Below are 26,998 nucleotides of genomic sequence, written 5' to 3'. Positions count from 1 at the left end.
GCCATGCCTGAGCATCAGAGCTACAACCTGTTGCTGGTCGTCCTTTCGTACGTAATTTCCGTGCTCGGCTCGTTTACCGCGCTGCAGTTGGCCGTGGTCATTCCGCTGGCGCAAAACAGCCGCCAGCGCACGGCGGCGGTGCTGGCCGCCGGCGCGGCGATGGGTGTGGGCGCCATCTGGGCCATGCATTTCATCGCCATGCTGGCTTGCGACATGGGCATGCCGGTGACCTATGACGTGACGCTTACCGCGTTATCAGCCGTACTCGCCTTCGGCGCCTGTTCGCTCGGTCTGGCCATCGCCAGCAGCGGCACCTTCGCCTGGTCCAAGCTGGTGCTCGCCGGCATCTGCATGGGCCTGGGGGTGACCGGCATGCATTACCTCGGCATGGCCGCGGTGATGATGGGCGCCTTCATCAGCTACAACATGAACCTGGTGGTGGCATCGTTGGCGATCGCCATTGTCGCGTCCATCGTCGCGCTGTGGCTGGCCTTCAACCTGCGCGGCCCGCTGCAGATGATCGGCAGCGCGCTGGTTATGGGTGTGGCCGTATGCGGCATGCACTACACCGGCATGGCCGCGGTGAGCATCGACGACAACGGCGGCCAGCTACCGGCGAACTACGCCAACGGCATGCGTGGCGACAACCTGGGCATGAGCATCTTCGTGGTGGCCCTGGTACTGCTGGTGGTGGTGCTGGTGCTCAACCATCTGCGCCAGCGCCGGCGCGCGATGATCAGCATCTGACCGCCCTGCCTCTCCCCGCATCCGGCAGGGGAGAGGCGCAACGGTTGGCGCTATGCTGCGGCTCTCACACTAGGAACCGCGCTCGATGAAGCCACTTACCCGATGCAGTTGGGCCAACAGCAGCGACATCGAACGCGACTACCACGACACCGAGTGGGGTGTGCCGCTACACGATGACCGCGGCCTGTTCGAATTTCTTGTGCTGGAAGGCGCGCAGGCGGGACTATCCTGGCGCACTGTGCTGGCCAAGCGCGAACGCTATCGCGACGTGTTCCATCAGTTCGACATCGCCCGCGTTGCCGCGATGAAGGACCGCGAGCTGGCAAAGCTGCTGCTGGACCCCGGCATCATCCGCAACCGGCTCAAGATCAGCGCCGCGCGCGACAACGCACTCGCCTCGCTCAAGGTCATCGAGGAATTCGGAAGCCTCGATGCCTACCTGTGGTCCTTCGTCGACGGCAAGCCGGTGATCAACCACTGGCGTGACCGTGGCAGGGTGCCGGCCAGTACGCCCGTGTCCGATCGCATGAGCAAGGATCTGCGGAAGCGCGGGTTCCGCTTCGTCGGCAGCACCATCTGCTACGCCTTCATGCAGGCCACTGGCATGGTCGACGACCACGTCGTCACCTGTTTCCGTCACCAGGCCGGTGCGGGCAAGTAACGACGGGAACTAATTCGGCGCCGTTTGCAGCACCCGCAGCCGCTCTTTGGCGTGCTCGTTCGAAGGTTTGAGCTGCAGCGAATGCTGGTAGTTGGCTATGGCCTGCCGCTTGTCACCAAGCGCTTCATAACTCTCGGCCAGACTGTCGTAGACATTGGCGCTCGCAGGGTGCAGCTCGACGCTGAGTTTGAAAACATCGATGGCGCGCTGCTTCTCTCCTCGCGCCATCAACTGGTAGCCCCAGTCGTTCAAGTCGTCTTCCGAGTGGCGATACTCGGCCTGTTGTTTCCTGGCCTGATTGGCAGCGTCGAGGTTGTACCCAAGCGCGCGATCGAGCAGGGCAAGCCGTTCGCGATCCGGTAGCGTGGCGGCGTAGATCTTGGCGATGGCGTTGATGACCAACGCGGGATTGGCCTTGTAGACGTAGTGCCCCGCATCGTTGGCGACGATGCCTTGCCGGTTGTTGGCCTCATCGGCGAACTGCCGATGGCAGCTCTTCCAGAGCTGGATGTCGGCGTCGTTCCGGAAGGGCGTTTTGTCCGAAACGATATCGATCAGCGGAATGCGCGTGGGGAATGGCGTTTGTCGCATCAGCGCGACGGTCGACGTGATTTCGCCATACAGATAGGAGAGGCCAGGGCGGCTGTCTTTGAATTTCATCCGTAGCGCCTCGTTCGGTTGCTCGTTGGCGGCCACGTGCTCCGGTGTGAAGAAGCAGACGAGATTGGCATCGACCAGCACCGCACCCTGTACCGCATCCGGATGCCGGGCGGCATACAGCGTGGCGTAGAAGCCGCCCAGCGAATGCGCGACCAGGATCAACTTGCCGTCATAGCCCAGCGCCTTGAGCCCCTTTTCCAGATCGTCGAGATTGTCTTTGATGCTATGCCGGTTCGTATCCAGACCGCTCTTGCCGAAGCCCGGTCGGTCATAGGCGATCAGGGTGGTTTGCGTGAGGTCCGCCAGTGGCGGCAGCAGGTCGTGCCATACCGTCTCGTCATCGCCGCCGCCGGATTCGAACAGGATCGGCGTGCCATGGCCCTTGATCACGTGGAAGTGCAGCTTGTAACTGCCGACATCCACCATCGTGTCGGTGGCCGGTTCCGCCGCGAAAGCCGCGCCTAGCCAGGGCAGCATCAGGATGACCTGGAACAGCTTCTTCATGAGCATATGCCCCCCACGACGATCAGCCGGACAAAGGTGATGGCTTGGATGCAGCGGGGGCGCCAAGGGTTTAACCGGGGTCGCATCGGCGCAGCCGCGGCGAGTGCGCGGAGAATGAATGCTTAGCGCTTGCTCGGCCCGCAATAGGCGTCGTGCAGCGCTTGCAGCACACCGATAGCCGGGCCGGGCTGCAAGGAGTAAAACACCGCCAGGGCCTGGCGCCGTGCAGTGACCAGCCCGGCTTCGCGGAGTACGGCGAGGTGCTGGGACAGCGCCGACATCGACAGCGCCGACAAGGTTTGCAGTTCGGATACCGGGGCTTCGCCCTCAACGAGGCGGCAAAGCACTAGCAGGCGCGCGGGGTGGGCCAATGACTTCAGCAGGCCGGCGGCGTCATCCGCATGCTTGGCCATCGCCGTCATGTCCCCGCGAAGGGCGGTCATGCGTGTCCGGGAACGGGTAGCCACAGGATTGACTTCTAGTTTAGATAAAACTAATTTAGCAATATCTAAAATACGATGCAAGGGCTGGCCCATGTCACTGCCAAACCGTTCGCACCCTGAGGTCAAGGCGTTCTTTCACGCCGACACGAGCACCTTTACCTACGTCGTCCACGAAGGGCGAGCCGCCGTGGTGATCGATCCGGTGCTGGACTACGACGCCACCACCGCGCGTACCGCGACTACCTCGGCGGATGCGGTCATCGCCTATGTGCACGAGCATCGCCTGACGGTGGAATGGATTCTGGAAACCCATGCACACGCGGACCACCTGAGTGCCGGCGATCATCTGCGCGACGTGTTCCGCGCGCGGCTGGCCATCGGCAAGGGCATTACCCAGGTGCAGGCGCGCTTCAAGGCGCTGTTCGGTCTGGGCGAGGATTTCGTACCCGATGGCCGCCAGTTCGACCAACTGCTGCAAGACGGCGATGAACTGCATGCGGGCGTGCTGGACATCCGCGTGATGGCTACGCCGGGTCACACCGATGACGGCCTGACCTATCTGATCGGCGACACCGCCTTCGTCGGCGATACCGTGTTCGCACCGGAGACCGGCACAGCGCGTTGCGATTTCCCCGGTGGCGATGCGGCGCGCTTATACAGCTCTATCCAGAAGATTCTGGCGCTTCCCGCCGATACCCGCCTGTTTCTCTGCCACGACTATCCGCCCGCGATACGCACACCGGCCGCCGAAAGCAGCATCGAGACGCAACTTAGGGACAACGTGCACGTAAAGCGGGGCGGCAGCGAAGCATCGTTCGTCGCCATGCGCACCGCGCGCGATGCCACACTGGCGCCGCCTCGGCTGTTGCTGCCAGCGCTGCAGGTAAATATCCGCGCAGGCCGCCTGCCGCCGGTGGAGGAGGATGGGGTGCGCTATCTGCGTTTGCCGCTCAACCGTTTCGGCGGCAAGCCGTGACCGCCATGCTTTATGGCCTGCTCGGAGGCGGCATGATCGGCCTGGCGGCCACCTTGCTGCTGTGGTTGAACGGCCGCATCGCAGGCATCAGCGGCATCGCTTTTGGTCTTGCCGATCGAGCGCGAAGCGACACAGCTTGGCGCGTCGCTTTTCTTCTGGGTCTTATCGCGGCGGGTGGGCTTGCGCTGCAGCTGTGGCCGCATGCGCCGCCGCGAGAGGAGTTTCCGCGGCTGCTGCTGATCGTGGCCGGCTGCCTGGTGGGCGTGGGCACCAGCATGGGTGCTGGTTGCACCAGCGGGCATGGCGTCTGCGGCCTGGGGCGACTTTCGCGGCGTTCGCTGGCGGCGGTGGTGACCTTCATGATCACGGCTTTCATCACCGTGTTCGTGGTGCGCCATCTGGTGGGGGCGTCCGCATGATGTCCCGCTTGCTTGCCGCGCTGGTTGCAGGCGCCCTATTTGGTTTCGGCTTGGTCGTGTCGCAGATGAGCGATCCACGTGTCGTGCTCGGTTTTCTCGATCTGGCCGGCGCGTGGAATCCGGCCCTGATTTTCGTGCTCTGTGGTGCGGTGGGCGTTACCGTGATCGCATTCCGTTTTGTGCTCCGGCGATCAAGGCCAGTGCTGGACGACACTTTTCATCTGCCGCGCACGCAACACATCGATCGCCGGCTGATCCTGGGCGCAGCGATTTTCGGTGTGGGCTGGGGCCTGGCCGGTTATTGCCCAGGCCCCGCGCTGGTCACGCTCGGTGCCGGCCTGCGCGAAGCGTGGTATTTCGTGCCGGCCATGCTGGTCGGCGGTATCGGTTATCGCCTTCTGGCGCGCCGTTGGAGCTGATCAATAGGCCAGCTTCGGCCGCCAGTCCGCGCCGCGCCCTTCCGGCGTGTAGTCGAGCAAGTTCCATAGCGGCCAAGCCATATCCACATGGCGGGGATCCTGCCCCGGATCCGCCGGCACGAACATCAGCTCGGTAGCGTAGGTGTGATACACGCGCCCATCGCGGCGCGTAAACACATTGAGTATCGGCATCTGGCCGCCATCCGGGCGCTCGCCGTGATAGTCGGTGTTGTAGCTGTTGTTGGCGGACGAAAGCAGCGGCAGATTCACCCAGCCGCGTCCGCGCGCGAACTCCTGGATGCGTGCGACAGGCGACTTGGCGACCACCGCCAGATTGACGCGCTGAAGCGCATGATGCGCCGCGCCGTTCCAGCCTTCGAGAATAGAGGTACAGGACGGGCAGGCGTTCTGCATCGCCGGCCCATACATGAAGCTGTAAACCACCAGGCTGTCCTTGCCATCGCGGAATAGCTCCGACAAACGCACCGTCGGCGCGGCATCCTGATCCTGCGGACCGATGCCGGCCCGCTCGAATACATAGTCCTCTTTCACCTCGCCGCCCAAGGGTAGATGGCGCCGCATCGCTGCGACGGCTTCGATCTGGCGACGCAGGTCGATCTCGGCTTGCAGCAATTGGTCGCGGGCAGTGCGGTAGGCGGCGCTTTCTTGCGGAAAGCGGGTGGCATGCAGTGGCTGGTTCATGGGTGCCTCCGGCAGTTCGACGAAGGTGAAGTGGCGACACGATAGTCGCCCGACCATGAAAAACCCGTATCGGAAAACGCGTCAGCGCCGCCGCGAGCCGCGCAGGCTCTCCACCGAGAAACTGGCGATTTCGCCACCGTCTTTGGCGCGGCGAGATTGCCCCGGCGGCGGACCCCAGGCGTGCGCGGTCACCACTTCCCAGGTTGCGGGAATGCGTCCATCGAGGCGCATGGTTTCGTAGGCCGCAAGCATCTGCTGGTAGTGGCGCTTGCCGGTGAGGCCGCGTTCGCGGGTGGTGTCGGCGTTGGTCGCACCCAGGCCCTGCAGCTCCTTCAACAGCATTCGCGGTTCGCTGTAGGTCAGCGTGTAGCGATCTACGTCGAGCACCGGATCGCGCAGGCCCGCGGCAATCATCGCGTCGCCCAGATCGTGCATGTCCAGAAAGCGGCTGACGTGCGGCTGCTGATCCGCGCTGGCCCAGGCCGCGCGCAATTCCTTCAGCGTATCGGGACCGAAGGTGGAGAAAGTGAGCAGACCACCTGGCTTGAGCACGCGCGCGCATTCGCCGAACAAGGCTTGCAAGTCGTCGACCCACTGAAAGCACAAATTGGAGTGCAGCACGTCGACACTGTGATCGGGCAGCGGCAGCGCGGTGGCTTCGGCGCACACGCGCTGGAACGGCTTCAGCCAGCTGGCGTGCTGTTTCGCGGCGCGCAGCATGGGCAGCGCCAGATCCATCGCGATCACCTGTGCCTTGGCGTAGCGTTTCTTCAGCAGCGCGCTACCGCGGCCAGTGCCGGCGCCGACGTCCACCACGCGCTCTGGAGTTTCCAGATAGAAGTCCAGACGCTCCAGCAGCACGTTCTGCACCTCGCGCTGCAACGCGTCGTGCTGTTCGTAGGTGCGCGCGGCGCGACTGAAATTGCGCCGCACTTGCCGGCGGTCGACGTGAAACTCGCTCATCGGTAAGCGTCCAGCAATGGGGTGAGCGCCTGCACCACGGCATCGACATGGCCAAAGAAGGGCGCATGTCCGGCGCGATCAATCTCATGATAGGCACCACCGCATTGCGAGGCCGACCATTGCATGGCCTGCGGCGGCACGAGCCGATCGCGGTGTCCGGCGATCCAGGTGCTGGGCACGGCCAGATCGGGCAGTGCTGCGCGACGGTCGCTGGTTTCCAGGATGCGGATACCTTCCTGCAACACGCGCAGATCCGGCTCGCCGCGAGCGAACACCAGGGTGCGCAGATGGCGCAGCTCGGCGCGCGGATCGACGCTGCCCATCGCTTCCAAGGTCAGGAAACGCTCCAGCGTGGCGTGATAGTCCGTTTCCAGATCGGTCGCGAGTTCATGCACCAGGTCGGCGCTGTTGCCATAAGGCCAGCCGGCATCGCGTACGAACTTCGGCGTTGCGCACAACATGGCCAGCCCGCGCGCATGCGCGGGACGTTCCAGCGCTGCGGTCAGTGCAATCAGTCCGCCGAGGGACCAGCCCAGCCATAGCGCCGGCGGCGTGGCTTTGGCAATGGCGGCGGCGCAAGCGGAAGGCTCCAGCGGCAAGCCGCAGTCGCGGGAATAGCCATGCCCCGGCAGATCGACCACATACATCGTGCAGCGATCTTTCAGCGCCTGTACCAGCGGCTCCAGCACGCCACCGTGCATCGCCCACCCGTGAAGCATCACCAACGGCACCGCACCGGTGCCGTGAACGTCGACATGCAAGCTCATGCGTCCGTTTCCTTCTTCTTGTCGGAGAGGACGCTGTCCGCCGGAGCAAGTTGCCTGTCCACTGCGCCGCGGTCGTCGAACACGAAACAGTCGCCGCGCCAGTGCGCGCCATCCGTTTCCTCGAAATACTTCAGGATGCCGCCTTCGAGCTGGAACACGCATGTCATGCCGATGTCCTGCATGTGCAGCACGGCCTTTTCGCAGCGGATGCCGCCGGTGCAGTACGACACTACCGTCTTGCCATCGTATCGCTCGCGATCAGCGGCAATGGCGGCGGGGAACTCAGTGAAGCTCGCGATGCGATAGTCCACGGCCTGTTCGAACAGGCCCACATCGGTTTCGTAATCGTTGCGCGTATCCAGCAGCACCACTTCGCGGCCGTCGTCATCGCGGCCCTGGTCCAGCCAGCGACGCAAGGTGGCTGGCGTCACGGAAGGGGCGCGCGCGCCTTCCGGACGGATCGCCGGCATGCGCATGGTGATGATTTCTTTCTTGAGGCGTACCCGCATGCGGCCGAACGGTGCGTCGTCGGAGATCGATTCTTTCGGCACGATGTCCGCAAAGCGCGTGTCTTCATGCAGCCATGCCATGAACGCATCGGTCGCTTCGCGCGGCCCGGCCAGAAACAGGTTGATGCCTTCCGGCGCAAGCAGGATGGTGCCCTTCAGCGCCAGCGCGTGGCAGCGTTCGAGCACGCGCTCGCGCAGCGCTGGCAGGTCATCCAGGCTGACAAATTTATAGGCGGAGAGATTGACGGTCGGCATGGGAGGGTACGGCAGCAAGCCCCGTATTATACGGGCGCGGCCAAAGCGAGGCCGGACAAGGCCTCCAGCAGCCGGTCGATGTGCTCTTCCTCATGCGCGGCAGACAGGGTGATGCGCAGCCGCGCCTTGCCCTGCGGTATCGTCGGCGGGCGGATGGCACCGACCAGGAAACCCTGTGCTTCCAGTGCCTGCGCCGCATCGAGCGCGGCTTGCGCCTCGCCCAGCAATAGCGGCTGGATCGCGGTGGGTGAAGGCATCAGCGGCAGGCTGAGTTGTCTTGCGCCATCGCGAAAACGGGCGATCGACGCCGCCAGTTTCTCGCGCCGCCAGTCTTCCTCGCGTGCCACGCGCACCGCGGTGAGTGCGGCGGCGGCCAGGGCCGGCGGCATCGCCGTGGTGTAGATATAGGTACGCGCGGACTGCAGCAGGCCATCGATCAACGCCGACGAGCCGGCGATAAACGCGCCATGGCAACCCAGCGCCTTGCCTAGCGTCGCCATTAGCACCGGCACTTCGCGTTGACCCAGTGCCAGTGCGCTGAGGCTGCCGGCGCCGTCGTCGCCCAGCACGCCCAGACCATGCGCGTCATCGACCATGAAGGTGGCGCCTTCGCGGCGGCATAGCGACGCTAGCTCGCGCAGCGGTGCGATATCGCCATCCATACTGAATACGCCATCGGTCGCCAGCAGGGCGGCGGCCTCGCTGCGGCTGGCGAGCTGGCGCGCGGCGCCGGCCACGTCGGCGTGGGGGTAGCGCTTCAGTTCCGCACCCGCGAGTTGCGTGCCGTCGAGCAGGCAGGCGTGGTTGAGCTTGTCCTGCACGCACACATCGCCATCCTGCAGCAGCGCCTGCATCACGCCGAGGTTGGCCATGTAGCCGGTGGAGAACAGCAGCGCGCGTTCGCGCCCGGTCCATTCGGCCAGCGCTTCTTCCAGCGCGGCGTGTTCGGCGCGATGGCCGCAAATCAAATGTGCCGAACCGCTGCCTACGCCTTCGTCGTCCGCAACACGCTTGAGCGCGGCGATCAGCTGCGGATGTTGGGCAAGGCCGAGATAGTCGTTGCTGCAGAACGACAGCAGCCGGCGTCCATCGCTCTCCAGCCACGGCCCTTCCGCATGCTCGACCGTGCGCAGGCGGCGCAGCAGTTGAGCCTGTGCGCGTTCGGCGGTGCGCTGGGCGAGGCGGTCAATGAGTGCCGGACGATGGCTCATGCGGTTTCCCTGTAGGAGCGCACCCTGTGCGCGATAGCTTTTGGCAGCGACCTGCAAGAGCATCGCGCACAGGGTGCGCTCCTACATCGATCATCAGGCGTGGCAGGTTTCCAGAATGTCGGCATGCACGGTGCCGGCCTCTTCCACGACCTGCAACGGATGCAGATCCAGTCGCTCAAACAGGCGGCGATCGTGCTCCACGTCCGGGTTGCCGGTGGTCAGCAGCTTCTCGCCGTAGAAAATCGAGTTGGCGCCAGCGAAGAAGCACAGCGCCTGCACGGCGTCGTCCATCTGCTGGCGGCCGGCCGACAAACGCACCATGGAAGCCGGCATCAACAGGCGCGCGACCGCAATCGTGCGCACGAACTCGAACGGATCGAGTGCGTCAGTACCCGCCAGCGGCGTGCCTTCCACCTGCACCAATTGATTGATCGGCACCGACTGCGGATGCTCGGGCAGATTGGCCAGCGTCTGCAGCAGGCCGGCGCGCTGCGCGCGTGACTCGCCCATGCCGACAATGCCGCCGCAGCAGGTTTTCAGGCCGGCTTCGCGCACGTGTTCCAGCGTATCCAGGCGATCCTGGTACTGGCGCGTGTGGATGATCTCGCCGTAGAACTCTGGCGCGGTGTCCAGGTTGTGGTTGTAGTAGTCCAGGCCGGCGCTCTTCAGTGTCTGCGCCTGTTCGCCATTGAGCATGCCCAGTGTGGCGCAGGTTTCCAGGCCCAGTGCTTTCACCGCGGAAACGATCTCGGCGACCTTGACCACGTCGCGGTCCTTCGGGCTGCGCCAAGCCGCGCCCATGCAGAAACGGCTGGCGCCGGCAGCCTTGGCCGCCTGTGCGCGTGCCACCACCGCGTCCACGCTCATCAGCTTCTGCGCCTGCACGCCGGTGTCGTAACGCGCGGCCTGCGGGCAGTATGCGCAATCCTCCGGGCAGCCACCGGTTTTGATCGACAGCAGAGTGGATACCTGCACGGCGTTCGGATCGTGATGTTCGCGGTGCACCGAGTGCGCGCGATGCAGCAGTTCGTTGAACGGCAGCGCAAACAGCGCGGCGACTTCGTCGCGGGTCCAGTCGTGGCGGATGGCGTGGGCCATGGGGCTAGCTCTGGGGTGTGGGGAGCCGACAGTGTGGCAGCGGCTTTTTGTCTGTCAACTTCCAAAGGTCATTTCTTGTTGACGATGCGCCGGGGTATGGCTGCGTTACCATCGGCCCCAATCCTTTCGGAGTGATTGATATGAGTGCAGGACAAGGCAGCAGCGGCAACGTACTCGCAGCGATCTGCAGCTTCTTCATCCCCGGCCTCGGCCAGCTGGTGCAGGGACGCCTGCTGATCGCCATCGTGATGTTCGTGCTGGCCGGCATCCTGTGGATCGTATGGCTGGGCTGGATCATCCATCTGTGGTCGATCCTCGACGCCGCGATGTTCAAGCCGCGCGGCTGAGCCGCCCGCCATGCGCACGGATGCGCTGACCCAAACGTTTCGAGCCGGCCTCGCCAGGCTACAGGCCGCCTTGCTGCCGTGGCGCTGCCAGCTCTGCGGCGCGCCCGGCCAGGACGGCTTCGACCTCTGTCACGCCTGCGATGCGGAGCTACCGCGCAACCGCAGTTGCTGCGCCCGTTGCGCCCTGCCGCTGCCGCATGCTGCCGAGCTTTGTGGTGAATGCCAGCGCCGCATGCCGCCATGGGATGCGGCCTGGGCTCCGTTTCGTTATGGCTGGCCACTGGATCGATTGGAGTCGCGCTTCAAGTTTGGCGCAGACCTCGCGGCGGGGCGCACGCTCGCCATGCTGTGGCAGCGCGAATCGATGCCGGTCGGGAGGCCCGAGCTGATCGTGCCCGTGCCGCTGCACCGTGGGCGGTTGCGCCAGCGTGGATACAACCAAGCTCTGGAGCTGGCGCGTCCGCTGGCCGTCGCATTCGGTATCCCCATGGGCCACGATGTTCTGCACCGCGGGCGGGATACCGCTGCGCAGACCGAGCTCGATCGCCTGGCACGCCGCCGTAATGTGCGCAATGCCTTCAGCGTGCGTAAAAACGCCGTCCTGCCCGCGCATGTCGTCCTGCTCGACGATGTGATGACGACAGGCGCCACGCTTTCAGCGTGCACGCGCGAGCTCAGGCGAGCCGGCGTGCAACAAGTAGACGTATGGGCGCTGGCTCGCGCGCCATCCCGTTAACGCGCCGGATTCAGATAGACCGGATTACCGATCAGCAGCGGCTTGCCGGATGCATCGCGTACTTCAACACGCAGCCAGTGAGGCTTGCCATCACTGGTCCATTCAAAGCGATGACGCAGGTCATCGCTATCGATCGCCATGCCAGCGGTTGCGGCGAAAGGCTTGCCATCCAGCAGCACGACCAGCGTCGCGCCCTTGCCGTGAGCAACATGCGCTCCGAAAGCTACCTTCTCGCCGGCCGCGGCACGCAGCGCGTCGCCCATCTCAGCCTGCCGGTCGCTGGCTTCGGCACTCAGCTCCAACAGCCGATCGCGACTGCCTTCCGTATCGATAAACACGTGTCCCGCGCGGATGCCTTCGAGAATCGCCGGCATCGACAGTTCGTCCGCATGCACCACGGTGGTGGGCACGCCGGTGGGATTGGAGCCGATGCGCGGCTCGTTCTGGAACGCCTCGTGGTTGTCGCTGCCACCGATGGCGGTGAGGCGATAGCCCTTGGCCAGTTGCTGCTCCCAGAACGGGACACCGGAGATGGGCGTGCCGGCATCGCTGCCGTTGACCACTTCGATGGCCTGTACCAGCGCCATGTCGGCCGGCGGTTGAGCCGTCCAGCCGCAACCCATGCAGGCTTCGCCGCTGGGGCGGATGGCGTGGTTGATCGAGATCACGCCGTGCAGCGGCGCGATGGCGCGTAACAAGGCGTTCCAGTCCGGCACGTCTTTGCTGCCCACGCGAAAATCCACCGGTGCCGTGGTGCCGAACAAGTTCGCGTGACCAGTGAAAGTGGTGACCTCGCGACCCGGAATCAGCAACAGGCGATCGAAGTACGGTTGCAGTTCGCGCATGGCGTTGGCATGCGACACCGTGTTGTGGTCGGTGATCGCGATGAAATCGAGTCCGCGTTGCGCCGCGCCCTGCACCGTGAAGAACAGCGGGCACGGTATGCGCTGGCCGCTCTGGCTTTTGCAGCTGCCGTCGCTGTGCGCGGTGTGCATGTGCAGATCGCCGCGATACCAGCCGGCCTCTTTGCGCAGCGGCGGGTTTAGTATCGCTGGCTCCCACGCGGGATCGCCGGGACGGCCGAACCAGATGTTGGCGGTATAGCTGGAGTGACTGTCTTTGCGGATGTTCGGAATGCCCAGCAACAGCTGCCAGCGTCCCGCGCGGATCGGTCCTGGCAGATAGGACGGCGTAGCATCCGTGGCGGCAACGGTGAACAGCTTCTTGCTGCCGCCGCTCCAGCCGCGAAAACCATCCTGCCCACGGAAACCGTCCGGTCCAAGCAGGCCGAGATCGATGGTGGTGTGTTCTTCGCGTCCGCTGTAGTCGAACTGCACGGTAATGCGACTCACCCCGGCCGGTACGTCGAAGGGCAGACTGCGGTAGGTCTGGTTGTCCTTGCCGCTCAGTTCGCCGCGCAACACCAGATCGGGTGCCGTTTCCACGGCTCGCGCGGTGGCGACGGCGCCGAGCAGCAGCACGAGGCAGGCGAGCGTGTTGATGAGCAGATGACGAAAGCGAAGATTCATGGCGTAGCGCCGGATTCGGTTGAGGGGCAGTGGGAGGCGCGCACCGGATTGCAGCGCGCCGCCGCTGCTCGCGGCAGCTGCACGCGGTAATCGCTGAAACGCGGGTCGGCTTGCAGGTAATCGGTGGAAACGTACTGGGCACCGCTGGCGAAGGCGGCTTCGCGCCGGCGCGTATCGTTGCGGCGCGCCTCGGCAGTGTCGGCGTCAGCGCGTGTGCGCACCATGAAGCCGGCGGCGACATCGCGCGCGATGCGCTCGCCTTCACGGACCGGATCGTTCAAGGTCAGATAGGCTGCGGCGGGCGAGCGCTCGTCCGTGTTGACGAACATCGCGCGTCCTTCCAGCGACGATCGGTGCCCGCGATAAGCGGCTACTTTGCGCGCATCCTCGTCCAGCACGAAGAAGACTTTGCCGCGCGCCTCGCCGAGAGCTGGCCATTGTCCGGCCAGCACCGCATCGCGAAGGGTGGGGTAGTGGCCCCGTACGTCGTCGGGCGTGACCAGCTCGCCGCGCCGGAATACGGACAGCACTTCAGCATCCAGCGCATCGAAAGCCTTCTCATCGAAACGCAGCGGCGCGACGGCACCTGGTCCGCCTCCGCCGTCCTTGGCATTGAGCAGAAGCATGATCGGTACATGCCGTGGATGCGCGCGCGACCAGTCACGGATCAGCGTGAGGCAGGCCACGAAAGTTTGGCAGTTGCTGCGAAAATCGATATCGGCCAGATGCATCACCTTGAAACCGGGGCGCAGCATCTGCGCCGCCGCTTCCGGCGTCCAGGGCGAGGTTGCGTAGCCCTTGCGCAGTGCGCCGGGCGGATGCGCATAGCGTCCGCCGGCGGGGTCGTAGTACACGTCGATCTCGATGGTGCGCGCACCGCGATCCAGTTGCTGCGGAATCGGCGGATGACCGTAGTCGATGCCATCGGCACCTTTCGGATCGCGCGCGCGATGCGCCGCCAATTCTTCCGGCGGCATGGCCTGCTTGTAGCTGTTGTGGGTGCCGACGGTCTGCAGATCATTCATTCGCAGCTGCCGGTCGAAGGTTGCGAGATCGCAATGAGGGCTCGCGGTTTCAAGATCGCAGGCAACCACGGCATGACTCCAAGCAAGCAGCAGCGATACGAGCGAGAGCTTCGCCACTGCCCTAGCTCCTCCCCCTGCTAGCAGGGGGAGGCTGGGAGGGGGTAAGCCCTTGAGACGGCGTCGTGGACCTGGAGGCTTGACCCCACCCCAGCCCTCCCCTGCTGCACGCAGGGGAGGGAGCCGGTTGTCCCGGTGCAAGCCGCGAATGGATGTCGAAGCGGTTTTCTTTTTCATCGGCAAAGAGCCGGCAAGCTCCTCAGAACCGATACATGATCGCCGCGCGATAGGCGCGACCAAGGATCGGGCGGGCGATAAAGGTATTCGCACCCGCGTCCGCACTCTGCAACTCACCGGCACGCGGATTGCCCTCGGTCAGACCCAGCGAGTTGGTGATGTTGTCGGCGTAGAAGAACAGCGAACACATCTGAGAGATGTCGTAGCGCGCGCTGGCGTTCCACACGTCATAGGCCGGCAGCTTCACCGAATTGGCCGTGTCGACATAGCGCTTGCCTTCATGCTCGTAAGCCACCTGCAGGCGGAGCTTGCCGCCCAGCAAATTCAGGCCCGGCACCACGCGATAGCTTTCCTTCGGCACGCGGATCAACTGATTGCCTTCGTAGTCGCGCAGCACCGGCGCACCGGCGACCAGCTCGGTATAGCGCAGGCCCTTGTACTGCGGGTCTTGCCAAGTGGCGGTGATCTGCACGTCGAACCAGTTCACCGGGAACCAGGTGCCTTCCAGTTCCAGGCCCTTGGTCTTGGTATCGGCATAGCCCTGCTGCACGGTGGAGCTATTGCCCTGGGCGTTGAACACGTAGTTGCTGAAGCCGACGTTGTTGTACTTGGTGTAGAACGCGGTGGCGTACAGATCGACCTGGCGGTCGGTGTATTTGTAGCCGACCTCGCCCAGCTTCATGGTCTGGATCACCGGCGTCGCGGAGGGGTTGGTGATGTAACTGCTCAGGTTGGGCAGGCGGAAAGTCGGTGTCCAGCGCGCGAACACACCGGAGCGGTCCGAGAACTGCCAGTTGGCGCCCAGGGTCCAGCCCAGTTTGCTGAAGGTGTGATCGAACGGCACGAACTGGCCGGTGCCGGTCCAGATCTGTGATGTCGCCAGGGTGCCCAGATTGAGCTGCTGCTTCAGTTCGGTCTTGCCAGTGGTGTTCACCTGTTCCCAGCGTGCGCCTGCATCGATGCGCAGCTGGTCAGTTACCTGCCACTCGTCGGAGAGATACACCGCATTGGTGGTGGACGTGCCAGTAGCGTTCTCCCACTCGTAACCGTAGCGGTAGATGCCGTGGTCCGTCAGCGAACTGATCGGCTGGCCCGCGGCACTCACCGCCACCAGGTCGAGCAGACGGGCGTTGTCCTGTACGTCGAGCAGCGCCGTGGACGAGTAGCGGCTGAAATCCTGGTCGAAGCGCGCGTAGTAATAGCCCAGCGTCACGTCATGGGTCTGGCCACCCAGCTCGAACTTGCGCATCAGGCGCGTGTCGTTGATGAACTCCTTCACTGGCATCGTTACGCCGCGCAGGCCGCCGACCACCACCAGGCCGTTGCCGTTTTGCCCGGCGGTGTCGAACACCTGCGACGGGTTATCCACGTAGCGCAGCTGCAGGCCAGCCGCACCCGCTGGCAGATACTTTTTGTTCTGCGAGAGGAATGAAGTGGCGCTCTGCAAGGTATTCGGGAACATGCCGTTGCGCTGCGTATGCGTGTCGTCATAACGCATCGACTCCGCCAGCTTCCAGTCGGCGCCCAGGTCGTAGTCGAACTTCAAGGTCAGCTGATCGCGCTTGACGTGCGTCCCCTCGCTGTTGTCGAAGTTGTACAAGCCGCCGTTGGCCTGCTTCATCAACACATGCTCAGTTTCAGGGCCGGCCAGCGTGCCGTAGTTGCCGTCGAAACCCGGCACTGCCTTGATATCGCCGTTGGGGTAGGTGCGCATGGGAATGCCCAGGTACAACGCCACCTTATCGTCCAGGTGCTTCACGTCAGCGCTGAAGCTGCCGTGCTCGAACTCGCGCGACAGGTTCAGGCGGATCTGGCCGCCATCGTTGGCATTGAAGCCGGGGTCGCGGATGCCGCTGTCGGTGCGATAGAAACCGCCAATACCCAGCTTCCAGCCGCCGCCCACTGGCGTGCCCAGCCAGAAGTCGCCGCGGGTCAGGCCGTAGTCGCCCACGGTGAACTTGGCGATGCCTTCCGCCTTATCGCCGACCTTGCGCGGAATGAAGTTGATCGCACCTGCCGGCGCGTTGGAATAGAACACCGACGACGGACCGCCGCGTACCACCTCAATGCGCTCGATGGTTTCATCCAGACGGAACGCCTGGTCGGCATTGAGGTAACCCAGCGCTGGGTCGTGCTGCACCGGCACGCCGTCTTCCAGCAAATTGACCGAGCCGAAGCCATCCACCGGAATGCCACGCGCGCGGATGTTGCCGCTGGCTTCGCCACCCGAGGCCTCCACCCAGAAACCCGGCACCGATTTCATCGCCTCGGTCACTGAGGTCGGCGCCTGCATGCGCAGTCGGTCTTCATCGATGGTGGTGATGGAGTAGCTGGTCTCGGCCTTGGTGCGGGTCTCCACACCGGAGCGCGCGGTGACCACGATGCCATCGAGGTTCTTCGCTTTGTCGGCGGCCGGTTTGCTGGCGTCGCTTGCGTTATTGGAGGTGTTGTCCTGTGCGAAGGCGTGCGGCGCGAAGGTGGAAAGCAGGCCGCCCAGCAGGGCCAGGCCGATAGCGTGGCTGATCGGTGAGGTACGCAAGGTTGTGACTCCGGGGAAGAGGGAATGACGGAGCCATGCGTTCAGTGCAACCAAAACACAGCTGACACCGTGCGCAGTGATTCCCGAGGAATCGCGCTAGTGTCCGCGTAGAGGCTTCCCTGGCCCTGACACAGGCTCTGACCCGCGCAGACTAGGTCAGAGCTGTGACGGTGGCGTGCAGGAAGCATGACGGCTTATCGACAATCTCGATTTAGACGTCTAAATCTGTCACATGAATCGCAACTTCCCGGCAGCGGAGCGTTGCGCTTCCGCTGCCGGAGAGTGCTTCACGTCGCCGGGCAGGAGCGGGATGGCTCGGGCGTTGTTCGGAGTGCGGGAGTGGTCTGCGGATGCGGTTTGCGCAGCAGCACAAACGAAAGTACCGCCAGTCCAGCGGTGAGCCAGGCGAGGCCAATGAGCAGGCTGCCGAATGCGTCGACGTAGGTATGCAGCAAGGTGGCACGACCGATGGCTGGCGCCTGTGACGCGGCGCGCAGCAAGTTGCCTGTCGCCAGATTGCTGGCCGCGGCCGCTGCTTGCGCAACAGGTTGTCCGGTCAGGCGCAGCTCGATCACGGTGGCAAGCGCGGCACCCGTCGCCGCCATCGCCAATGCTTCACCTGCCACGCGCGTGGTGGTGAAGAAACCGGTGGCCATGCCCGCGCGCTCCTTCGGCACTACGCTCACGGCGAGATCGTCCATCAGGCCCCAGGGCAGGCCTGCGCCGGTGCCGATCACCAGCAGCGGCCATGCAAGGGTGCCCCACGTCGCGGCAGGGTCGGCCATCGCCACGCGCAACCAGGCCAGGCCGATCGCGGCGACCACGAGGCCTATCGCGGTAAGCGTGGCGGGACTCAGCCAGCGGGTGAGCAGGGCGCCGGCCAGTGGCACCACCAGCATGGGTGCCGAGAGCGGAATCATCAGCAGGCCGGCCGTCACTTCCCCGCGGCCTTCTACGCCCACGAAGCGTAATGGCAGGAAGATCAGCAGCACCACATAGCAAAGCGCCGTGGCGATCGGCAGCACCTGCGCACCCAGGAAGCGTGGGTTGCGGAACAGCGAGAGGTCGAGCATCGGACGCCGTACGCGCTGCTCCACCAGCACGAACAACACAAACATCGCGAGCGACGCGGCGAACAGTGTGATGGTCATGCCGCTGGCCCAGCCGCGCTGCGGTGCCTCGATGATCGCGAAGGTAAGCAAGGCCAGCGCGCCGGTGAAACTCAACGTACCCGGCAGGTCCAGCCCTTGCGCCTCCGGGTCACGGGTTTCGCGCATGCGAGGTACGCCGAGCACCAGCACCGATACACCCATGCCCGCAATCGCGACGAAGACCGAGCGCCAACCGAACGCATCGATCAGATAAGCCGACAATAACGGGCCGAAGGCGAGGCCCAGTCCAAACGTGGTGCCCAGCAGACTATAGGCGCGCGTGCGCGCACGCCCTTCGAACTCCTGCGCCAGCGAAGCCGCGCCAGACGACATGGTGAGCGCGGCGGCCACGCCCTGCAGCGCCCGCAATACATCGAGCGCGAGCAGGTTGGGCGATAGCGCGAGCAGCAGCGAGACGGCGGTAAACAGCGCGATGCCCAGTGTGAAGATGCGCTTGCGGCCGTATTGATCGGCCAGCGTGCCGCTCGCCATGACGAAACCGCCGAAGGCGAGAATGAAGGCGTTCACCACCCACGACAGCATGATCGGCTCCGAACCCAGCGCACGGCCGATGGCCGGCAGCGCGATGGCCGGCCCCGTGAAACAGAGCGGCATCGCCAATCCCGCCAGGCAGACCGATGCGAGTACCAGCAGCCGGTCGGCCAGCGTGTGAGGTTTGTCGATGGGGAGAGCGTCAGGCATTGGCGCCACCGTCCACGGTGAATGCCGCGCCGTTGGCGAAGCGGCCTTCCTCGCTGGCCAGCCAGGCCACGATGCTGGCGATGTTGGAGGCGTCGCCGTAGCGCTGGATCGCCATGCGGGCGCGTTGACCTTCGGCGCGCGAGCCGTCGGCGGGATTCATGTCAGTGTCGGTGGAACCCGGCTGAACCAGATTTACCGTGATGCCGCGCGCACCGAGATCGCGGGCCAGACCCTGGGTGAAGGCGGTGAGCGCCGATTTGCTCATCGCGTACAGCGTCATGCCCGGCGCCGGCACGCGCTCGCCCAGGTTGCTGCCGATGCTGATGATGCGGCTGCCTTCGCCCATATGCCGCGCGGCCGCCTGCGACGCCACGAACACCGCACGCACATTGATCGCCATGGTGCGGTCGTAGTCTTCCAGCGTGACCTCCTCGAACGGCCCGCCGACGTAGATGCCAGCGTTGTTGACCAGGATGTCGAGCCGCCCGAGGTCCACGGCCGCCTGATCGATCGCGGCGCGCAAGGCGGCAGGGTCGGCGCCGTCCGCGCGATAGGCGCGCGCGTTGCCGCCTCCGGTCACGATGTCCGCCGCCAGCGCCTCGGCCTTGTCGGGTGCGCTGACATAGGTGAAGGCCACGGCCGCACCTTCCTTTGCCAGCCGTCGCACGATCGCCGCGCCGATGCCGCGCGAACCACCCGTCACCAGCGCCACCTTGCCTGTCAGGTTACCCATGTCGTTCATCCTTTATGTAGTGATCGATACATAATTAAGGACGGACTTGACGCGGGCTGTCAAGGACTTTATGTATTGACCACTACAGAAAGGTGCGCCGATGACGGCTACAGCGAAGGAGCGGGGACGCCCGCGCAAATTCGACCGCGACCATGCCCTGCATCAGGCCATGGAGGTATTTCTCGACCGCGGTTACGACGGCGCGTCGCTGGGTGACCTCACCACGGCGATGGGCATCAACGCGCCCAGCCTGTATGCCGCCTTCGGCTGCAAGGAGGCGCTGTTCCGCGAGGCGCTCGATCTTTACGTGGATACCGCCGGTCCGCGGACGCTCGATGCGCTGGGCGTGCGGGATGTCACCGCCCGCGCCGCGGTGGAGGCCATGCTGCGCGAGGCGGCGCGCCGTTTCGGCAACGGGCGCGGCTGTCTGGTGGTATTGGGCGCCACGCATCGCACGGCCGACAACGAGGCGGTGTTCCACGATCTCACCGAACGCCGTGGGCAGACCCAGGTGCTGATCCGGCAGCGCCTCAAGCAGGGCATCGCCGCCGGCGACCTTCCCGCGGGAACGGACATCGGCGCCGTGGCGGCCTTCTACACCACCGTATTGCATGGCCTCTCGCTGCAGGCGCGCGACGGCGCGCCGCGCAAGCAGCTCATGGGCATCGTGGATTGCGCGATGAAAGCATGGGATGGCCTGGTGCCGGCGTAGGCTCCGCGGGAATCACGCGCAGGCGTTCCGATTTACTTGACCGCTAGGGCCAGCACGATACCTACCCAGAGCACCATACCCAGCCAGTTGTTGTTGCGGAATGCCCACAGGCAGGCGGCGCGCTCGCGATTGCGGATGCGCCAGAGCTGCCAGCCGAACAGGCCTGCGGCGCCGACCAGACTCAGCCAGTAAGGCCAGCCGAGCGTGGCGCGCTGGCCCACGAACAGCATGGCCAGCAGGAAGGTGGCAATCAGAATGCCGAGGATCGGCAGATCGGCATCGCCGAACAGAATGGCGGTGGACTTGGCGCCGGCCTTGATGTCGTCGTCACGATCCACCATGGCGTACTGCGTGTCGTAGATCACCGACCACAAAATATTGCCGATGAACAGCAGCCAGCCCACTGGCGGCACGGTGTTGCTCACCGCAGCGAACGCCATCGGGATCGACCAGCCGAACGCTGCGCCCAGCACCACCTGCGGCATATAGGTATAGCGCTTGGTGAACGGGTAGATCGCCGCCAGCGCCGCACCGGCGAACGAGAGCTTGATGGTCAGCGCATTGGTGAACAGCACCAGGATGAACGCGAACGCCAGCAAGGTACCAAACACGATCAGCGCTTCGCGCGGCGTAACGCGGCCGGCGGCGATGGGACGCCCCGCCGTGCGTTCCACTTGCGGATCCAGCTTGCGATCGGCGTAGTCGTTGATAGCGCAACCGGCCGCGCGCATCGCGAACACGCCGAGCGTAAAGATCACCAACGGCTTCGCTGGCGGGAAATCGCCCGCGGCCAGCCACAACGCCCACCAGGTCGGCCACAGCAGCAGTAGCGCGCCAATCGGGCGATCCATGCGGGTCAGTACCAGATAGTCGCGCGCCTTCTCCTGGATATGCGGCGGCAACTTCTGCAGCAGGAAGTCAAGCACGCGCATGGCGCGCGTCGAACTATCTGCAGGTCGTACCGCTGCCTTGGGCGCGGCCGGCCGCGGTCGCGGGGTGCCGATGGAAGAGGGAACGCGCCGCTGGCGCTTGCGGGAAGGAGAGGCCATGCACCGAAGTTTAGCGTGGGACAGCCCCGTAAGCGGCGTGACCCAGCGCCGCAAACCGCGACGCCCGTGTTGTTGCCGCATTGTTACGACGGCGCATTCGATGGAACGGAGACTTGCATGAAGAAGGATCGATGGCCTGCCGCCACCCTGTGCCTCGTAGCGGACAGCTTCTCCGCCGGCGCGCCGAACTCCAGCGCGCCGGCGGTCGCCGCTAGAACTTGAAGTCGAGCCGCGCGTAGTAATAGCCGCCGTTCACACCGAACGGCAGGGTCTCCCAGCCATAGGTGAAACCCAATTGCGGAAAGGGAGCGCCGGTCTTCGGATCCCACTTGTCCGGATAGGTATCGAACACGTTGTCCGCTCCCACCGTCAGCTTCACGTTGTTGGAGAAGCGGTAACCCACGGCCACGTCCGCTAGCCATTTGCCGCTCCAGGTCTGCTTGATCCCCGGTGTGAAGCCCTGTCCGGTGACCGGGCCGAAGTAGTTGCCGCGCAGGGTGAAGTCCCATGGGCCGGTGCGATAAATGCCCTGCAGCACGTCATGCACGCGGGGCTGGCCTTGTTCGATCAGGGTCACCTGGGTGTCGTCGAACAGTTTGTCCGGCGGCAGAATCGCGGACTGCGACTTGCGCTTGGTGACCTTGGTCTTGTTGTAGTTGAGCAGCGCGGTGAGATCGAGCGTGGAACTGTCGGCGAAGCGGAAGCCCTTCTCGGCCACTACATCGACACCCTGCGTCTTGGTGTTGATTGCGTTGGTGAAGAACAGCACCTGACCCACGCCGAACGGCGCCAGGATCGCGCGGATCGGACAGTTGGCGTTGTTCGCAGCGCACGGATTGCCGTCGGTACCCACACTCTCCGGCACGATGTTGCTGGAGAAGATGATGCGGTTCCTGATGTCGATGCGGAACACGTCGACGGTCAAGGTGAAATCATTGCCCGGTTTGTAGACGATGCCCGCGGTACCGCTTTGTGAGGTTTCCTGTTTCAGCGGCTGAATGCCGAAGGCGCGGGTTACCGCGCTGTCCTGTCGGGCGGTCAGCGTATCGGTGAGCTTGCCGCTGGGGTCGAGATTGGTGGAGCGCTGGCTGTAGAACAACTGCTGCACACCCGGTGCGCGGAAGCCCGTAGCGAGTGTGCCACGCACGGCGAATTCGTCGCTGGCGTCGAAGCGCGCCGACAGTTTGCCGGTGGTGGTGCCACCGAAGTCGGAGTAGTGCTCGTAGCGCACCGCCGCGCCCAGCAGCAGGCGCTGGGTCATCTGCGATTCGGCGTCGACATACAAGGCGTAGTTGTGGCGCCCCATGTTGACTGCCTCGGTGGGCGAGAAGCCCGGGAAACCCTGGATGCCGGGCTGTGCGATATCGCCCGTCTGGCCGACGATCGGAATGTTTCGGTTATTGGTGCGACCGTAGGCGTAGGACACCGGGTCGCCTGGCAGGATCTGGTAATTGTCTCGGCGCCATTCGACGCCGGTGGCGAAGTTCAGCGCATCATGGCCCACGCCCCAGTCGATCGGGCCACGCACGTCGACGTTGAAGGTGGTTTCGTTGAGGCGCAGGGTGCCGGTGTTCGCCGAGGTTGGCGAGGAACCATAGATACCGGCCGCCGGATTGGCCGGGTCGCGCGGCTCATACCACCAGCTCACGTTGGCGGACTGGTGCTCGTTGAAACCGAACTGGCTGCGGCCGTGGATCAGCGAGATGTCGTAGTCCCACTTGTCGCCCAGCGGCCCGCGATAACCGACCGCCAGCGAAGCATCTTTGACGTTGGTGGAAATGTTCGGCAGGAAGCCATTCGGATACAGCGCGGGAATCGTGCGGTTGTCGCCGGCCGAGCGGAAGAAGCCGAACGAGTCGCCCTTGCGCTGCGAGATACCGCCGAACCAGTACAGTTCACCGCGCGCGATCGGTAGGCCGCCGTTGAGCCAAAAGTATGCGTCCTTGGTATCGGAGTCGCCGAGCCTCTGGGTAACGCGCGGCGGATTGACGCGCAGCATGTCGGGGCCGGCGCGATTGGTGGGATCGCGATGCCGGTACTCCGCCGTCAGATCGAGATAGCCGTCGTGGCCGAGACGCAGGCCGGTGTTGATGCCGCCTTGCCGCGTGAAACCGTCGCCCTTGTAAGTCTTGCCGCCGGTCAGCGAGACATTGGTGTCGCCCACCTGCTTCTTCAGCACGATATTGATCACGCCAGAGATCGCGTCCGAGCCGTACTGCGCGGCGGCGCCATCGCGCAGTACTTCAATGCGTTCGATCGCCGAAATCGGGATCGCGTTGATGTCGGTACCCGCGGAGCCGCGGCCGATGGTCTGCTGCACATTGACCAGCGCCTGCTGATGCCGGCGCTTGCCGTTGACCAGCACCAGCACCTGGTCGGGTCCCAATCCGCGCAAGGTCGCCGGGCGGATGGTGTCGGTGCCGTCGCTGACAAAGGTGCGCGAGAAATTGAAGCTGGGCTCGAGCATCTGCAGCGCCTGGCCCACTTCGACTACACCGGCGCTTTCCAGCTGCTCCCGTCCAATCACGTCGACCGGTGCCGGCGTCTCCGCCGCCGTGCGGTCTTTGGCGCGCGAACCGACCACCTGCACGCCTTCGAGCGTCTTTGCCTTCTGTTGATCGGATGGCGCGGTGTCCTGCGCCCAGACGGTAAGGGTCATCGACAAACCCAGGGTGGCCGCCCCCCAGCGGCACGCACGAGCCAACACGCGTCCTCGCGGACGCGACACAAACCGACATGACATGAGCTTCTCCCGTCCAGCCGTACAAAAACGACGACCCGGGACGCTGCAAATTTCGCAACGTCCGCCTCCCGCGCTGGAAGCTGCGCCGCAGGGAAAGTCATGTCAACACGAATATCGGAAAAGCGCGAACGCGTTCATCAAATGAGCACGGCGTTCACAAGAACATCGCGTTATCTGCAGCAACGTTGTTACGAAAAACTTGCTTCAGCCTGTCGTGCTTTCGTGTCGAACAGAGGTATGCGCGCTAGCTCTGCGCCATCTCGCGCAATTTTTGTGCTGTGGCTTCGTCCGCCGGCACAAAGGATTCCAGCGCGAGTTCGGCGAGGGTGATATCCACCGGTGTGCCGAACACGGTGGTGGTGCTGATCATCGACAGCACGCTGCCGCCGACTTCCAGCAACATGGGCACGGCGATATCCGTGCCGGGACCTTCGATAGCATCGGCTTCATCGAGTGCCGGCGGACTCAGCGCACGCAGTTCGCGCAAAAGCTCGATGAGCTGTGGGTCGTGGCTGGCGTCGATCTGCCGCCGCAGACGATCGAGCAGATGCGCGCGCCACTGTGCCAGGTTGCGGATGCGCGGTGCGAGGCCGGCAGGATGCAGGCTGAGTCGCAGCACATTGATGGGCGGCGTCAGCAACGCTTCGGGAATGCCGGCCATCAGGCGCAGGGTGGCCTGATTGCAGGTGACCAGGTTCCAGTGTCTATCGATCGCCAGCGCGGGATAGGGCTCAAATCCCTTCAACAATAGATCGATCATGCGGCGCGCTGCGTTCAGCGCGGGATCGTCCATGGGGCGCTCGCGAAACGCGGGTGCGAAGCCGGCGGCAACCAGCAGGGCATTGCGCTCGCGAAGAGGTACATCGAGATATTCGGCGAGATGCAGAATCATGTCGCGGCTCGGTTGTGAGCGCCCGGATTCCACGAAGCTCAGGTGCCGTGTGGAGATCTCCGCCTCGGCGGCGAGTTCGAGCTGGCTGAGGCGGCGATGCCGCCGCCATTCGCGGAGCAGGTCGCCAACGGGACGGTGGGAGTGTGGGAGCGCTGCGTTCATTGAGTGATCTTAGCGATTGGCGAAGTGTTGCTCCTCCCCCTGCGAGCAGGGGGAGGAGCAGGTCGTTTCATCCTGGACACTCAGGCCGCCATCGGCACCTTGTCCAGAAAGCCATACACCTGGCGGATGCGGCCGTTGTCCAGCGCCGCGACATCGAAGCCGATCACCAGCGGCTCGTCTGCGCCCGGCGCGGTGAGATGCCAGTGGAAGCGCAGCGTGTCGTGATGCGCATCCACCTGGCCACCCAGCTTAAACACATGGCCGGGGAACATGCCCTGCACCGCGGCGATGGTGGCGTCGATGGCTTCCCAACCTTTGGCCTGGATCATCGGATCGGTATAGCCGGCCTGTTCGGCGTAGATGTCTTCGATCAGTACGCGGCGACGCAGCGGATCGGTCTCGTTCCAGCTCTGGATGTAACGGTCAACGAGTTGATGAGCGTGAGTCATGGCGGTTCTCCTTGGTGGTCGTTGTGTGCGACCAGAGTGCGCGACCAGGCGCAGCCAGGCGATTACCTCGGAGGTAATGAGATGCCGGCCTGCATCGCGCGCGCCCATGACTGGTGGGACTGCATGTCCCGATGCGGGCCAGCTAGGCTGCGTCGTGAACTCGACGACCTGTCGGGAACCCGGAGGCCAGGTATGCGTTGGCGGTTCCTTGTGGTTCTGTTCGCTGCCACGTTTCCGCTGGGAGGCGCGGTGGCCGCGTCACCGTCGGATGCAGCTATTTCCCGCCAGGTAGAGGCCGTACTGGAACAGGCGGCGATGCCGGATGGCCCGGGCGTGGCGATACTGGTCGCAAGAGGCGACATCGTGCTGTTCCGCGGGGCGCGAGGACGTGCCGACATTGAACTCGGCGTTCCGCTTTCGCCGGACCAGGTGTTCCGGATTGCTTCCGTCACCAAGATGTTCACGGCGGCGACCGTCGTGAAACTTGCCGGACAAGGCAAGCTGTCGCTCGACGATCCGTTGGCGAAGTACTTTCCCGCCATTCCCGGAGCGGCGCAGATCACCTTGCGGCAGTTGTTGAATCACACGGCGGGCATCTCCGATAAGAGCGTCATGCCCCAGCCCGGTGTATTCCGACGCGAGGTGAATACTGCCAGCCATCTCGCCGAGATCGGCAAACGCCAGCCCGACTTTCCGTCCGGCACACGCTGGGCTTACTCCAATGCCGGCTACATAGTGCTTGGCGCTGTCATCGAGAAGGTGACGGGCGAAGCCTGGTACGCCACGCTGCAAAAGCAGCTGCTCGATCCGCTCGGCCTGCAACACACCCGTTATGGCGACACCGCTGCGCTCATTGCCGGGAGGGTGCACGGCTATACCACCGACAATCCCGGGCGCCAGGTCAACCATGCCGCGTTCATCAGCGCCAGCGTGCCGGCCGCGGCGGGCGCGCTGGTATCCACCCTGGACGATCTGCGACTCTGGATGCGTGCGCTGGCCAGTGGCCGCGCCATCGGTCGTGACGGTTTTCAGAGCATGATCGCGATGACATCCGATTTGCCCGGCGCATCACCGGCTCGTCGCTATGGCCTGGGCATGTATCTGTGGCGCGTAAGGGGCAGCGCCATGGTCGGCCACACGGGTCAGATCGATGGCTTCGCGTCGGCCGTGGGCTATCTGCCGAAAGAAGACCTCACCGTGGTGGTTCTCGCCAACGACGATGACTTCGACGCGCGCACCATGAGCCGCCGTCTTGCCGCCATCGCGCTGGGCAAGCCGTACCCCGATGTCGTCGCCGTGGTTTCGCCGGAGGAGACATTGCAGGCGCTGGCGGGCAAGTATCAGGACAACGAGACGACCCTTTTCACACTATCTGTCAAAGAGCACGCACTCTACTTCCAACGCGGCGAGCGGACGCCCATCCGTCTGCAGGTGACCGCCGATCAGCGGCTGTATTTCATCCCCGACGAGCTCAGCTATTTTCAGCCGGTACGCGATGCTTCGGGCAAGATCGTTCGGCTGGATTACTTTGAAGGCGGTGACGATCCGCCCAAGGCGATGCCGCGCATGGCGGGGTCGTAGTCGCAGCGTTGCCGTAGCGG

General features: G+C 64.4%; 26 protein-coding genes. 9 read left to right on the top strand and 17 right to left on the bottom strand.

The genetic code is table 11. The features are described from left to right. Window positions 1–3: 3 nt before the first annotated feature. Complete coding sequence (locus ISS97_RS09625; RefSeq protein WP_379985034.1) at window positions 4–747, top strand: MHYT domain-containing protein; 744 nt, start codon at window positions 4–6, stop codon at window positions 745–747. A gap of 85 nt (window positions 748–832) precedes the next feature. Further along, window positions 833–1,408, top strand: coding sequence for a DNA-3-methyladenine glycosylase I (locus ISS97_RS09620; protein WP_379985035.1), 576 nt, complete (start codon window positions 833–835; stop codon window positions 1,406–1,408). Window positions 1,409–1,417: 9 nt separating this feature from the next. Here ISS97_RS09620 and ISS97_RS09615 read toward each other — a convergent pair whose 3' ends face one another. Both ISS97_RS09615 and ISS97_RS09610 read right to left on the bottom strand, forming a co-directional pair. Continuing rightward, window positions 1,418–2,572: an alpha/beta fold hydrolase gene (locus ISS97_RS09615; protein ID WP_379985036.1), complete on the bottom strand. Its 1,155-nt coding sequence runs from the start codon at window positions 2,570–2,572 to the stop codon at window positions 1,418–1,420. A 122-nt stretch (window positions 2,573–2,694) separates the two neighbouring features. Further along, window positions 2,695–3,015: an ArsR/SmtB family transcription factor gene (locus ISS97_RS09610; protein WP_379985037.1), complete on the bottom strand. Its 321-nt coding sequence runs from the start codon at window positions 3,013–3,015 to the stop codon at window positions 2,695–2,697. A 91-nt stretch (window positions 3,016–3,106) separates the two neighbouring features. On the opposite strand from ISS97_RS09610, the gene ISS97_RS09605 reads away from it, so the two are divergent. Genes ISS97_RS09605 through ISS97_RS09595 form a run of 3 tightly spaced genes read left to right on the top strand, consistent with a single transcriptional unit; the run spans window position 3,107 to window position 4,829 of the window. Beyond that, the gene (locus tag ISS97_RS09605) at window positions 3,107–3,991 is read left to right on the top strand and encodes an MBL fold metallo-hydrolase (protein ID WP_379985038.1); all 885 of its coding nucleotides are present in this window, start codon (window positions 3,107–3,109) and stop codon (window positions 3,989–3,991) included. Window positions 3,992–3,996: 5 nt separating this feature from the next. Continuing rightward, window positions 3,997–4,410, top strand: coding sequence for a YeeE/YedE family protein (locus ISS97_RS09600; RefSeq protein ID WP_379985524.1), 414 nt, complete (start codon window positions 3,997–3,999; stop codon window positions 4,408–4,410). After that, window positions 4,410–4,829 carry a DUF6691 family protein gene (locus ISS97_RS09595; RefSeq protein ID WP_379985525.1) on the top strand — a complete coding sequence of 140 codons (420 nt, stop codon included), beginning with the start codon at window positions 4,410–4,412 and terminating at the stop codon, window positions 4,827–4,829. Before ISS97_RS09600 ends, ISS97_RS09595 begins: the two co-directional genes overlap by 1 nt. Here the strand turns inward: ISS97_RS09595 and ISS97_RS09590 are convergent, their stop codons facing one another. From ISS97_RS09590 to bioB, 6 genes are all read right to left on the bottom strand, one after another. Next, a complete protein-coding gene (locus ISS97_RS09590; protein WP_379985039.1) occupies window positions 4,830–5,531 on the bottom strand; it encodes a DUF899 family protein in 702 nt (233 codons plus the stop codon). 81 nt (window positions 5,532–5,612) lie between these two features. Continuing rightward, window positions 5,613–6,494 (bottom strand): malonyl-ACP O-methyltransferase BioC, encoded by an 882-nt coding sequence (gene bioC, locus ISS97_RS09585; protein ID WP_379985040.1) that lies wholly within the window; start codon window positions 6,492–6,494, stop codon window positions 5,613–5,615. Beyond that, window positions 6,491–7,261 carry a pimeloyl-ACP methyl ester esterase BioH gene (gene bioH, locus ISS97_RS09580; RefSeq protein ID WP_379985041.1) on the bottom strand — a complete coding sequence of 257 codons (771 nt, stop codon included), beginning with the start codon at window positions 7,259–7,261 and terminating at the stop codon, window positions 6,491–6,493. The genes bioC and bioH overlap by 4 nt, the downstream gene beginning before the upstream one ends. Then, window positions 7,258–8,025: a sulfurtransferase gene (locus ISS97_RS09575; protein ID WP_379985042.1), complete on the bottom strand. Its 768-nt coding sequence runs from the start codon at window positions 8,023–8,025 to the stop codon at window positions 7,258–7,260. The genes bioH and ISS97_RS09575 overlap by 4 nt, the downstream gene beginning before the upstream one ends. Before the next feature lie 26 nt (window positions 8,026–8,051). Continuing rightward, window positions 8,052–9,236: an 8-amino-7-oxononanoate synthase gene (gene bioF, locus ISS97_RS09570; RefSeq protein ID WP_379985043.1), complete on the bottom strand. Its 1,185-nt coding sequence runs from the start codon at window positions 9,234–9,236 to the stop codon at window positions 8,052–8,054. 93 nt (window positions 9,237–9,329) lie between these two features. Continuing rightward, complete coding sequence (bioB, locus tag ISS97_RS09565) at window positions 9,330–10,334, bottom strand: biotin synthase BioB (protein ID WP_379985044.1); 1,005 nt, start codon at window positions 10,332–10,334, stop codon at window positions 9,330–9,332. 140 nt (window positions 10,335–10,474) lie between these two features. Between bioB and ISS97_RS09560 the strand changes: the two genes are divergently transcribed. Both ISS97_RS09560 and ISS97_RS09555 read left to right on the top strand, forming a co-directional pair. After that, a complete protein-coding gene (locus tag ISS97_RS09560) occupies window positions 10,475–10,681 on the top strand; it encodes a hypothetical protein (RefSeq protein WP_379985045.1) in 207 nt (68 codons plus the stop codon). Window positions 10,682–10,691: 10 nt separating this feature from the next. Further along, complete coding sequence (locus ISS97_RS09555; protein ID WP_379985046.1) at window positions 10,692–11,417, top strand: ComF family protein; 726 nt, start codon at window positions 10,692–10,694, stop codon at window positions 11,415–11,417. Here ISS97_RS09555 and ISS97_RS09550 read toward each other — a convergent pair. From ISS97_RS09550 to ISS97_RS09530, 5 genes are all read right to left on the bottom strand, one after another. Then, complete coding sequence (locus ISS97_RS09550) at window positions 11,414–12,946, bottom strand: CehA/McbA family metallohydrolase (protein WP_379985047.1); 1,533 nt, start codon at window positions 12,944–12,946, stop codon at window positions 11,414–11,416. The genes ISS97_RS09555 and ISS97_RS09550 overlap by 4 nt on opposite strands. Continuing rightward, on the bottom strand, window positions 12,943–13,971 hold the full coding sequence (locus ISS97_RS09545; protein WP_379985048.1) for a phosphatidylinositol-specific phospholipase C1-like protein: 1,029 nt from the start codon (window positions 13,969–13,971) through the stop codon (window positions 12,943–12,945). The genes ISS97_RS09550 and ISS97_RS09545 overlap by 4 nt, the downstream gene beginning before the upstream one ends. A gap of 316 nt (window positions 13,972–14,287) precedes the next feature. Continuing rightward, window positions 14,288–16,804, bottom strand: coding sequence for a TonB-dependent receptor (locus ISS97_RS09540; RefSeq protein ID WP_379985049.1), 2,517 nt, complete (start codon window positions 16,802–16,804; stop codon window positions 14,288–14,290). 287 nt (window positions 16,805–17,091) lie between these two features. Then, window positions 17,092–18,657, bottom strand: a complete 1,566-nt coding sequence (locus ISS97_RS09535) for an MFS transporter (RefSeq protein WP_379985050.1) — start codon at window positions 18,655–18,657, stop codon at window positions 17,092–17,094. Next, window positions 18,650–19,390, bottom strand: coding sequence for a 3-oxoacyl-ACP reductase family protein (locus ISS97_RS09530; RefSeq protein WP_379985051.1), 741 nt, complete (start codon window positions 19,388–19,390; stop codon window positions 18,650–18,652). Before ISS97_RS09530 ends, ISS97_RS09535 begins: the two co-directional genes overlap by 8 nt. Before the next feature lie 100 nt (window positions 19,391–19,490). Here ISS97_RS09530 and ISS97_RS09525 point away from each other — a divergent pair, with 100 nt between their 5' ends. Continuing rightward, a complete protein-coding gene (locus ISS97_RS09525; protein ID WP_379985052.1) occupies window positions 19,491–20,102 on the top strand; it encodes a TetR/AcrR family transcriptional regulator in 612 nt (203 codons plus the stop codon). A gap of 32 nt (window positions 20,103–20,134) precedes the next feature. On the opposite strand, the gene ubiA is transcribed toward ISS97_RS09525, so the two are convergent. The 4 genes from ubiA to ISS97_RS09505 form a co-directional block, all read right to left on the bottom strand. Next, the gene (ubiA, locus tag ISS97_RS09520; RefSeq protein ID WP_379985053.1) at window positions 20,135–21,034 is read right to left on the bottom strand and encodes a 4-hydroxybenzoate octaprenyltransferase; all 900 of its coding nucleotides are present in this window, start codon (window positions 21,032–21,034) and stop codon (window positions 20,135–20,137) included. A 328-nt stretch (window positions 21,035–21,362) separates the two neighbouring features. After that, on the bottom strand, window positions 21,363–23,894 hold the full coding sequence (locus ISS97_RS09515) for a TonB-dependent receptor plug domain-containing protein (RefSeq protein WP_379985054.1): 2,532 nt from the start codon (window positions 23,892–23,894) through the stop codon (window positions 21,363–21,365). Between the two features lie 244 nt (window positions 23,895–24,138). Further along, window positions 24,139–24,948: a helix-turn-helix domain-containing protein gene (locus tag ISS97_RS09510; RefSeq protein WP_379985055.1), complete on the bottom strand. Its 810-nt coding sequence runs from the start codon at window positions 24,946–24,948 to the stop codon at window positions 24,139–24,141. 80 nt (window positions 24,949–25,028) lie between these two features. Further along, entirely contained in the window at window positions 25,029–25,397 is a 369-nt protein-coding gene (locus tag ISS97_RS09505; protein ID WP_379985057.1) for a nuclear transport factor 2 family protein, read from the bottom strand. Window positions 25,398–25,589: 192 nt separating this feature from the next. On the opposite strand from ISS97_RS09505, the gene ISS97_RS09500 reads away from it, so the two are divergent. After that, the gene (locus tag ISS97_RS09500; RefSeq protein WP_379985058.1) at window positions 25,590–26,978 is read left to right on the top strand and encodes a serine hydrolase domain-containing protein; all 1,389 of its coding nucleotides are present in this window, start codon (window positions 25,590–25,592) and stop codon (window positions 26,976–26,978) included. Window positions 26,979–26,998: the final 20 nt, after the last annotated feature.

The organism is Dyella koreensis (assembly GCF_044904565.1).
GTDB lineage: Bacteria > Pseudomonadota > Gammaproteobacteria > Xanthomonadales > Rhodanobacteraceae > Dyella_D > Dyella_D koreensis.
Note: the sequence above shows the minus strand (reverse complement) of the source record. Positions and strands in the feature narration are given on the sequence as shown.